This is a genomic window from Sphingomonas turrisvirgatae (assembly GCF_001721295.1).
In the GTDB taxonomy this organism is placed as follows: Bacteria; Pseudomonadota; Alphaproteobacteria; order Sphingomonadales; family Sphingomonadaceae; genus Sphingomonas; species Sphingomonas turrisvirgatae.
Genome location: NZ_MDDS01000075.1, coordinates 83,044 through 92,472 on the forward strand (window position 1 = coordinate 83,044; position 9,429 = coordinate 92,472).

7 protein-coding genes are annotated in these 9,429 nt (G+C 66.3%); all 7 read left to right on the forward strand.

From position 1 onward, the window contains the following. Positions 1–74 precede the first annotated feature (74 nt). The 7 genes from BFL28_RS17935 (at position 75) to BFL28_RS17965 (ending at position 9,377) form a co-directional block, all read left to right on the forward strand. Complete coding sequence (locus BFL28_RS17935) at positions 75–1,583, forward strand: aldehyde dehydrogenase family protein (RefSeq protein ID WP_069321881.1); 1,509 nt, start codon at positions 75–77, stop codon at positions 1,581–1,583. 110 nt (positions 1,584–1,693) lie between these two features. Beyond that, complete coding sequence (locus BFL28_RS17940; RefSeq protein ID WP_069321882.1) at positions 1,694–2,902, forward strand: FAD-dependent monooxygenase; 1,209 nt, start codon at positions 1,694–1,696, stop codon at positions 2,900–2,902. A gap of 20 nt (positions 2,903–2,922) precedes the next feature. Next, positions 2,923–4,113 carry an alpha/beta hydrolase family protein gene (locus BFL28_RS17945; protein ID WP_069321883.1) on the forward strand — a complete coding sequence of 397 codons (1,191 nt, stop codon included), beginning with the start codon at positions 2,923–2,925 and terminating at the stop codon, positions 4,111–4,113. Positions 4,114–4,121: 8 nt separating this feature from the next. Beyond that, positions 4,122–4,976: a helix-turn-helix transcriptional regulator gene (locus tag BFL28_RS17950; RefSeq protein ID WP_158011683.1), complete on the forward strand. Its 855-nt coding sequence runs from the start codon at positions 4,122–4,124 to the stop codon at positions 4,974–4,976. A 22-nt stretch (positions 4,977–4,998) separates the two neighbouring features. Further along, on the forward strand, positions 4,999–7,098 hold the full coding sequence (locus BFL28_RS17955) for a PQQ-dependent dehydrogenase, methanol/ethanol family (protein ID WP_069321885.1): 2,100 nt from the start codon (positions 4,999–5,001) through the stop codon (positions 7,096–7,098). A 106-nt stretch (positions 7,099–7,204) separates the two neighbouring features. After that, positions 7,205–8,095: a LysR family transcriptional regulator gene (locus BFL28_RS17960; protein WP_069321886.1), complete on the forward strand. Its 891-nt coding sequence runs from the start codon at positions 7,205–7,207 to the stop codon at positions 8,093–8,095. 88 nt (positions 8,096–8,183) lie between these two features. After that, positions 8,184–9,377, forward strand: a complete 1,194-nt coding sequence (locus BFL28_RS17965; RefSeq protein ID WP_241527393.1) for an FAD-dependent oxidoreductase — start codon at positions 8,184–8,186, stop codon at positions 9,375–9,377. The last annotated feature ends 52 nt before the right edge of the window (positions 9,378–9,429 follow it).

The window sequence follows — 9,429 nt, forward strand, 5'->3', positions numbered from 1 at the left end:
CGTTGGTTATGATGCATGTCGCGGCAGCGTGGCCGGTCCACGAATGAACGAAGACGATCGAGAGGAACAGGAAGATGAACGACGCGGCGACGCTTGAGCGGCCCCGGATCGCATCGCTCGACAAGGCATTGGCCTTTGCAGCAAGCCGGCATCAGCTGTTCATCGGCGGCCAGTGGGTCGAACCGCAGGACGGGCGGCGCTTCGCAACCCACAATCCGGCGACCGGCGACCAACTGGCCGAAGTGGCCGAAGCGCGCGAAGCCGATGTGGACCTCGCCGTCGCGGCGGCGCGGCGCGCGATGGAAAGCAGCGACTGGGCGGGCATGAAGCCGGCGGCGCGCGCGCGCCTGCTCTTTCGCCTCGCCGATGCGCTGGAGGCGAATGCGGACGAGCTTGCCGCGCTCGAGACGCTCGACAACGGCATGCCGCTGCGCGACGCAAGGCATTTCCATCTGGCGCATGCGATCGAGACGATCCGCTACAATGCCGGCTGGGCGACCAAGCTGACCGGTGAGACGATCGCCCTGTCGGGCATGGGCGACTGGCACGCCTATACGCTGCGCGAGCCGGTCGGCGTGGTGGCACAGATCGTGCCGTGGAACGCGCCGATGGCTATGGCGGCGGCAAAGATCGCGCCGGCGCTCGCCGCCGGCTGCGCCGTGATCCTGAAGCCAGCCGAGGAAACCCCGCTCACCGCGCTGCGGCTCGCCCATCTGATCGCGGAAGTCGGTTTCCCGGACGGCGCCTTCAACTTGCTCACCGGCTTTGGCGAAAGCGCCGGCGCGGCGCTGACCGCGCATCCCGGGGTGGACAAGGTGACCTTTACCGGATCGACCGAGGTCGGCCGGCTGATCCTCCGCGCGGCGGCCGGCAACTTCAAGCGTGTGACGCTGGAACTCGGCGGAAAGACGCCGGTCATCGTCCTGCCCGATGCCGACGTCCCGCGCGCGATCGAAGGTGCCGCCCGCGCGATCTTCACCAATGCCGGTCAGGTCTGCAACGCCGGCTCGCGCCTGTTCATCCACGACCAGTTGTTCGACGAAGTGGTCGAAGGCGTCGGGCGCATCGCCGAATCGATCAAGCTCGGCTCCGGCCTCGACGCCGAAACCCAGATGGGCCCCGTCATCTCGGCGCAGCAGCGCGACCGCGTGCGCGGCTATGTCGCACAGGGTGTCGAGGCAGGCGCCGCACTGCGCGCGGGTGGCAGCTCGATCGACGGGGACGGCTATTTCGTATCCCCCGCCGTGCTGACGGGGACGAGCGCCGACATGGCCGTCCGCCGTGAGGAAATCTTCGGCCCGGTGCTCTGTGCCATGTCGTTCGCCGACGCGGATCTCGAGCGCATCGCCGCCGAAGCGAACGACACCGCTTACGGCCTCGGCGCGGTGCTGTGGACCAACAATCTCTCGGCAGCCCATCGCCTGGCGCGCAAGCTCAAGGCGGGCACGGTGCGGGTCAATGGCGGCGGCCTCGACCCTGCCCTGCCGTTCGGCGGCTTCAAGCAATCCGGTTGGGGCCGCGAGAACGGCCGCGAGGGCATCGAGGCTTATACCGAGACGAAGTCGGTCGCGATCGCGATCTGAGCCGAAGCAACAGGCACCGGTCGCAAAATCGGTAGACAAAGCATCAGCCTGGCTTATACGAACATAACAAATGCCGTTCGTCATGATGACATTGATGGAGAGGATCGGAGTTGAGGCAAAATCCGGGGATCGGCATCGTCGGCGGTGGCATCGGGGGATTGACCGCTGCGCTGGCGCTGCTGCGCAAGGGGCACGAAGTGACCGTGTTCGAGCAGGCCGCGCAGCTTCAGGAAGTCGGCGCCGGGCTACAGATCAGTCCCAACGGCATGCGCGTGCTGTTCGATCTCGGCCTGGAAACGGCCGTGCGCGGCATCTGCTTCGAGCCGGAGGGCAAGGAAATCCGGCTGTGGAACACCGGCGACACCTGGAAGCTCTTCGACCTCGGCGTTGAATCGCAGGCACGCTATGGCGTTCCCTACATTACGGTGCACCGCAACGACCTTCACCAGTTGCTGGTCAAGGCGGTCGAAGCCGCTTCGCACGGCGCGATCCGGCTCGACCATCGGTTCACCGCGGTCGAACAACGCGCGGGCAAGGTCGTGCTGTCGTTCCATGACAAGCCGGACGCGACGTTCGACGCCGTGATCGGCGCGGACGGCGTCCATTCCAAGATGCGCGAGCTGCTGTTCGGCGCCGGTCCGGCCAAGTTCACCGGCATCGTGGCGTGGCGCGGCGTCATCCCGGCCGAGCTGCTGCCCGAAAGGCTGGTTCGCCCGATCGGCACCAACTGGATCGGGCCGGGCGGGCATGTGATCCACTACCCGATCCGCCGCGGCGAGCTGATCAACTTCACCAGCGTGATCGAGCGGCAGGACTGGAAGACTGAATCCTGGACTTCGGCGGGCACCAATCAGGAATATCACGACGATTATCCCGGCTGGCACGAGGATGTTCACGCCTATATCGAAGCGATCCCTCAGCCGTTCAAATGGGCACTGATCGCGCGGCCGCCGATGACGGAATGGGTCAACGGACGTGTCGCGCTGCTCGGCGACGCCTGCCATCCCTCGCTGCCGTTCCTCGCGCAGGGCGCCACCCAGGCGCTGGAGGATGCATGCATTCTGGCGCGGACGTTCGAGGCGTTCGACACGATCGAGGAAGCGCTCGACAGCTATCAGCGCCTGCGCATCCCGCGTACCACGCGCGCGGTCGAAGGTGCGAACGCCAATGCCGAGCGCTTCCACAACCCCACCCTTGCCGACCCGGCGGGCGCGCAGATCTATGTCCGCGAACAATGGGCCCACGACAAGGTGGTCGAACGCTATGAATGGCTGTTCGAATATGATCCGACGCGAGTGCCGCTCGCGATGCCGGCCTGACCCCGTTTCGAGATAGACGCATGACCGCTACCCAAACCAAGACGCAGTGGACGCGCACGCCGCTGATCCTCTCCTTTCCCGACAATCCCAAGTTCACCGAAACCTATGGATTTGCCGGCAACTCCGGTCATGTGAATCTGGAGGGCCAGCTGATGCGCAGCCCGGACTCCACGTCACGCACCGTCTATATCTTCATGCATCCGACTTCGGTGCTGCATCTGCTGCCGATGCCGGTCGCGCTCGCCGATGCCGGGCTCGACGTGCTGTGCGCCGCGAGCCGCTATCCGCGTAACGACGCCGCGCTGATCCAGGAAAAGGTCGCGATAGACCTTGGGAAGTGGATCGCACATGCGCGCGAGGCGCTGGGTTATGAAAAGGTCGTGCTGCTCGGCTGGTCCGGCGGCGGCTCGCTGTCGCTATTCTATCAAGCGCAGGCGGAGACCCCGACGATCACGCATACCCCGGCGGGCGATCCGGCCGATCTGGTCAATGCCGGGCTTCAGCCGGCCGACGGCGTCATCTTCATCGCCGCGCATCTGTCGCGCGCGGAAACGCTGACCGAATGGCTCGATCCGTCGGTCATCGACGAGTTGGACCCTGACAATCGCGATCCCGAACTCGATATCTATTCACCCGATTGCCCCAACCAGCCGCCCTATTCACCCGAATTCGTGGCGCGGTTTCGGGCGGCGCAAGTGGAGCGCAATCGCCGCATCACCCGCTGGGCTCATGCCAAGCTGGCCGAACTGAAGGCCGCCGGCGGGGTCGAGCAGGAGCGCGCCTTCGTCGTGCACCGCACGATGTGCGACGTGCGCTGGTTCGATCCTGCGGTCGATCCTTCCGATCGGCGGGTCGGCTGGTCCTATATGGGCGATCCACGCGCGGTGAATGTCGGGCCGGTCGGCCTCGCGCGCTACACCACGCTGCGATCGTGGCTGAGCCAGTGGAGCTATGACGAATCCAATGCCAAGGGGCCATTGAACGCCGCCAAAATTCACAAGAGCCCCGTGCTGCTGATCGAGAACACGGCCGACGAAGCGGTTCCCTCGACCCACAACCCGGCGATCTTCGGCGCCCTTGCCACGCCTGACAAGGAATATGTCCGGCTGGAAGGCGCGACGCATTATTATCTCGGCCAACCCGAGCTGCTCGCCCGCTGCATCGGGTCTGTCATCGACTGGAGCAAACGCAAGGGGCTGCTTTCCCCATGAGGTTCAGCTTGGCATCCGCTGATCATCGCGACCGACGCCCGCCCGTTCAGGGCGGCTTTGGCGGCGAAATGGATGCCCTGACGGGCCGCCTGCTCGGCGATCTGGTGAGCGCGATTGGCACGGCTGCGTTTCCGGGCTGTCTGCTCGACGCGCTGTCATTCCTCGCGGATGTCGAACTCTGCTCGGTCTTCGCGCGACATAATGGTCAGCGGATCGAGCTTATCTTCTCGCATGGCGAACTGCCGGCCAGGCCCGGCTTCGCGCAGCAGGCTTCGCTGGCCTATCTCCGCACCTACTGGCAGTCGGATCGTCAGCTGGCCCAACTCAGTCGGACCCTGCCCGGAACGCCGGTGGTCGTCCGACGCCGCGCCAGCGACATCGCCGATCCCGCCTACCGCACGGCCTGCTACGACCAGGCCGGCGTCGTCGGTCGCGTGTCGATCCTGTCGCCGGGACGGCCCTGCTTCATCATCAACGGTTACCGCAGCGCCGGCCGCGCGCCGTTCTCCGCTGACGACGTCACGCAGCTTGAGCGATGCGCGCCCGTGCTCCTTGCTGCGCTCCGCCAGCATCTGTGGGTAACGCTCACCATGGATTGCCCGCGGGACGAGACCACGCTGGCGGCTCGGCTGGTCGCGCTGGATTACGGCCTCAGCATGCGCGAGGCGGAGGTCGTCGCCGCGCTGATGATGGACGAAACGCAAGCGGACATCGCCGCGGCAAAGCAACTGTCCGTTTCGACGGTGGTCACCTATCGGCGCAGGGCATATCAAAAACTGGGGGTGACTTCCCAACGCGACCTCAAGGTCTTGCGCCAGCGCCTGGTGAGCGGCCCTGGGGAACGCGATTCGACATGCAATTGATGCGGTAGCCTGGAGTGGATGAATGAGCAGCGTGCGTCGCTTCCTGATGTTGTTGGCGTGCCTGCCGCTCGCCGCTCAAGGCGTAAGCCAGACCGCGCCGAAGCCGGCGCGCGGTGTCGATCATGCGCGGCTCAAGTCGGCGGACCGGACGCCCGGCGAGTGGATGGCGCCGGGGCGCACCTATGGCGAACAGCGCTTCAGTCCGCTCGACCAGATCAACGCCGACAATGCCGCGAAGCTCGGCCTTGCCTGGTTCGCGGACATCAAGGTCGATCGCGGAGTCGAAGCCTCGCCGCTGATGATCGACGGCGTGCTCTACAACATCGAACCATGGAACGTGACGGTCGCCTATGACGCGACGACCGGGCGGGAGCTGTGGCGGTTCGATCCCAAGGTGGATCGCGAAAAGGGGCGCCTCGCCTGTTGCGACATCGTCACGCGGGGCCTTGCGGCATGGCGCGACAAGGTGATCATCGCGACGCTCGACGGGCGGCTGATCGCGATCGACGCCAAGTCCGGGAAACAGGCCTGGAGCGTCGACACGCTCGAACCGGTTTGGCCCTATACCATCACCGGCGCGCCGCGCGTGTTCGATGGCAAGGTCATCATCGGCAATGCCGGCGCAGAGGGCGCGGCGCGGGGCTATGTCACGACCTATGACGCCGAAACCGGCAAGCAGCTGTGGCGCTTCTATACCGTACCGGGCGACCCGGCCAAGCCGCAGGCCGACAAGGCGATGGACATGGCGGCCAAAACTTGGACTGGGGAGTGGTGGAGGCGCGGCGGCGGCGGCACCGTCTGGGACTCGATCGTCTACGATCCCGAACTCGACCTGGTCTATATCGGCGTCGGCAATGGCGGTCCCTGGCCGCAGGCGTATCGCAGCCCGGGCGGCGGCGACAATCTGTTCCTCTCCTCGATCGTCGCATTGCGCGCCAAGACGGGGGAATATGTCTGGCACTATCAGACCACGCCGGGCGAACAATGGGACTATACCGCCACCCAGTCGATGATCCTTGCCGACCTCACGATCGAAGGTCGCAAGCGCAAGGTGCTGATGCAGGCGCCGAAGAACGGCTTCTTCTATGTCCTCGATCGCGCGACGGGTAAGCTGATCTCGGCCGAACCCTATGTCACGATGAATTGGGCGTCCGGCATCGACAAGGCGACGGGTCGCCCGATCGAGAACCCCGAAGCGCGCTATGGCGAGGTGCCGGTGCTGATCACCCCGGGTCCGGGCGGCGGCCACAACTGGCATCCGATGGCCTATAGCCCGCAGACCGGCCTTGCCTATTTTCCGGTCAGCGAAATGTACATGGCGTTCTCGATCAACCCGGCGTTCAAGCAGACGCCCGGCAATATGAGCCAGCTCGGTATCTCGACCACGGGGTACGACCTCACCCGAAAGGCTGCTGCCGATTACGCCGCAAAGAACAATCGATACTGGCTGACGGCCTGGGATCCGGTCGCGCAAAAGGAACGCTGGCGCGTCCCCTATCCGCTGCGCGGCAGCGGCGGCATCCTGGCGACGGCCGGCAACCTCGTCTTTCAGGGCACGATCCACGGCACTTTGGCCGCCTACCGCGCGGACACAGGCGCAAAGGTTTGGGACATGCCCGTCAACCAGGTGCCGATCGCCGCTCCGATCAGCTACATGATCGACGGCGTGCAATATATCGCCGTCAATGCTGGATGGGGCGGCGGCCTGGGGCACGCCGCCAGTGCAAAGGCGTTCAGCTTCGCACTGGCCTCCCCACGCCTGCTGGTTTTCAAGCTTGGCGGGACGGCCAAGCTGCCCGCCATGGCGAACGCCGCAGTCGAGCTTGAGCGGCCGGCCGACACCACGGCAGACGCGGCCGTGATCGCACGCGGCGAGCAGCTTTACGCGCAGAATTGCGCCAGCTGCCACGCTGAGCGCGCGCGTGGCGGCGTCAAGGATCTTCGCCGGATGAGCCGCGCGACCCATGCCGAGTTCAAGGACATCGTGCTCAAGGGCACCCGGATGGAAAAGGGCATGGTCAGCTTCGCCGATGTGCTGTCAGAGGGGGATACCGATGCGGTCCATGCCTATCTGATCCGCCGCACCAACGAAGATTGGGAAGAGCTCTCGAAGGGCGACTGAGCCGCCCGCCCTGCTCACCGCTGGCGGCACCTGCCGCCCCGGCGCGGCGCCCCCACGCGAACAGCCATGTCGCCGGGTGCGCCGCAATCGGTTAGGGGAAGCGATCATGCGCTTTCGCCAGCTTGAAATCATCCACGCCGTCTACACGCACGGCTCGATTAGCGCGGCCGCCCGGGCGCTCGGGGTATCGCAACCGTCGGTCTCCAAGATGCTGCGGCATGCCGAGGACCAGTTGGGCCTGCCCCTGTTCCAGCTGGCGCGCGGGCGCCTGGTACCGACCGACGAAGCGCATGTGCTGATGCGCGAGGCGGGCGACGTATTCGAACGGCTGGAGTCGCTTCAGCACACCGCGCGCAATCTCGGCCAGGCCGGCGGCGGTCACATCCGGCTCGGCACGGTGCCCAGTCTGGCGCTCGACGTGGTGCCACGCGCGCTGGCGCGATTCCGACGCGAGTGGCCGCGCGTGACGTTCGAGGTTCATATCAACCAGCATGACGATCTCTCCCGCTCGCTGATCGAGCGGGAGACCGATCTCGCCATCGCCTTCACGCCCCCGCCCCATCCCCGCCTTCAGAACGAGTTGCTGACCAAGGGCGAGCTGGTTGTGCTGGCCCCCACCGGACATTTCGGGCCGGTCGCGGGACGGCTGCCGATCACGGCGCTGGCCGATTGCGACGTCATCGGCGTTTCCGCCACCGGCCCGATTGGCGACATCTTCATCGAAGCTGCCAAAGCCTGCGGCATTGCCTATCGCGAAAGCATCGCGGTGCAGACGTTCTTCATCGCGGCGCGGCTGGCGCAGCTGGAACGGGGCATTACCGTCGTGGACGAATTCACCGCGCGCGCCTTCGCCGCGCCCGGCTTCAGCTGGTTTCCGGTCGAGCCAGCGCTGCGCTTCACCCTGTCGCACGTGACGCTCGAAAACCGTCATCCCTCGCGCGCGATGCGTCAGTTCCTGCGCACGCTCGACGCCACGATCGAAGAAGGAAGGATATAACCTCCGTCTATGGAGCAACAAAGCATTCCATAGTGTTCGTGACGTAGCCGGCCGATAGCTTGTCCATATGGGCGGGCAGGACATTATCGTGATCGGGGCGGGCGTGGTCGGCATGGCCACTGCGCTCACGCTGTTCGATCGCGGCCACCGCGTCACCGTGCTCGATGCCGAACCGGCCCCGGGCCGCGGCACCTCCTTCGCCAACGGCGCGCAGCTGAGCTATGCCTATACCGACGCGCTGGCCAGCCCCGGCGTGCGGCGGCAATTGCCGCAGCTGCTGCTGGCGCTGGACCCGGCGTTTCGGCTCAAGCCACAGATCGACGCCGACTTCATCCGCTGGGGCCTCGCCTTCCTGCGCAACACCAGCAGCGACGCGTTCATGCGCAATACCGTGGCCGGGCTGACGCTGGCCAGCGAGTCGCGCGACGCGCTGCACGCGCTGATCGCGCGCCATGGCCTGCGCTTCGATCATGCCACGCCGGGCAAGCTGCATCTTTACCGGACGCCGCAAAGCTTCGCTGCCGCCCGGTCGCTCGCGGCGGCAAAGGCGGCGGCGGTCTCGGTCGTTCAGCAGGCACTGACCCCTGACGAGGCGCTGGCGGTCGAGCCTGCGCTGGCCCCGATCGGCGACAGGATCATCGGCGCGCTGCATACGCCGGACGAAGAATCCGGCGATCCACAGCTGTTCTGCCTTGCCGCCCGCGACGCGCTGGTGCGCGCCGGACAGGAAGTCATCGGCAATATCGCGATCGACCGGATCGAGGCGGATGGCGACCCGCGCGCCATCGCACCCTCCGGCCAGACCTGGCGCGCGGACTGCATCGTGCTGTGCGCCGGCGCGCAATCGCCCCGCCTGGCGCGCGCGCTCGGCACATCGCTGCCGATCCAGCCAGTGAAGGGCTATTCGATCACCGCACCGCCCGGCACCGCCGCGCCAACGGTCAGCATCACTGACGTGGCCAATCGCGTCGTCTTCTGCCGACTGGGCGATCGGATGCGCATCGCGGGCCTGGCTGAGCTCGGCAATCGCGACCGCACGGTTGATCCGGCGCGCCTCGCCACGCTGGTCTCCAGCGCGCGCGACGCATTGCCGGGCGCGGCCGACTACGGCCGGATCGAGACCAGCTGGGCCGGGCTGCGCCCGATGACGCCGGATTCGCTGCCCATCACGCGCGTCATCGCGCAGGGGGTGATCGCCAATACCGGACATGGCGGGCTGGGCTGGACCTATGCCGCCGGATCGGCAAGGCGCGTGGCGCAATTGATGGAGAGGGACGGCTGACGGGAAACCAGCCCGCAGCATTGGGATCAGGGGTTTTAAAGGGGGTTTACGA

Excerpts from the sequence above, each read along its gene's own strand:
- BFL28_RS17935 (WP_069321881.1), top strand. The coding sequence starts at position 75 with ATGAACGACGCGGCGACGCTTGAGCGGCCCCGGATCGCATCGCTCGAC.
- BFL28_RS17945 (WP_069321883.1), top strand. The coding sequence starts at position 2,923 with ATGACCGCTACCCAAACCAAGACGCAGTGGACGCGCACGCCGCTGATC.
- BFL28_RS17960 (WP_069321886.1), top strand. The coding sequence starts at position 7,205 with ATGCGCTTTCGCCAGCTTGAAATCATCCACGCCGTCTACACGCACGGC.
- BFL28_RS17955 (WP_069321885.1), top strand. The coding sequence starts at position 4,999 with ATGAGCAGCGTGCGTCGCTTCCTGATGTTGTTGGCGTGCCTGCCGCTC.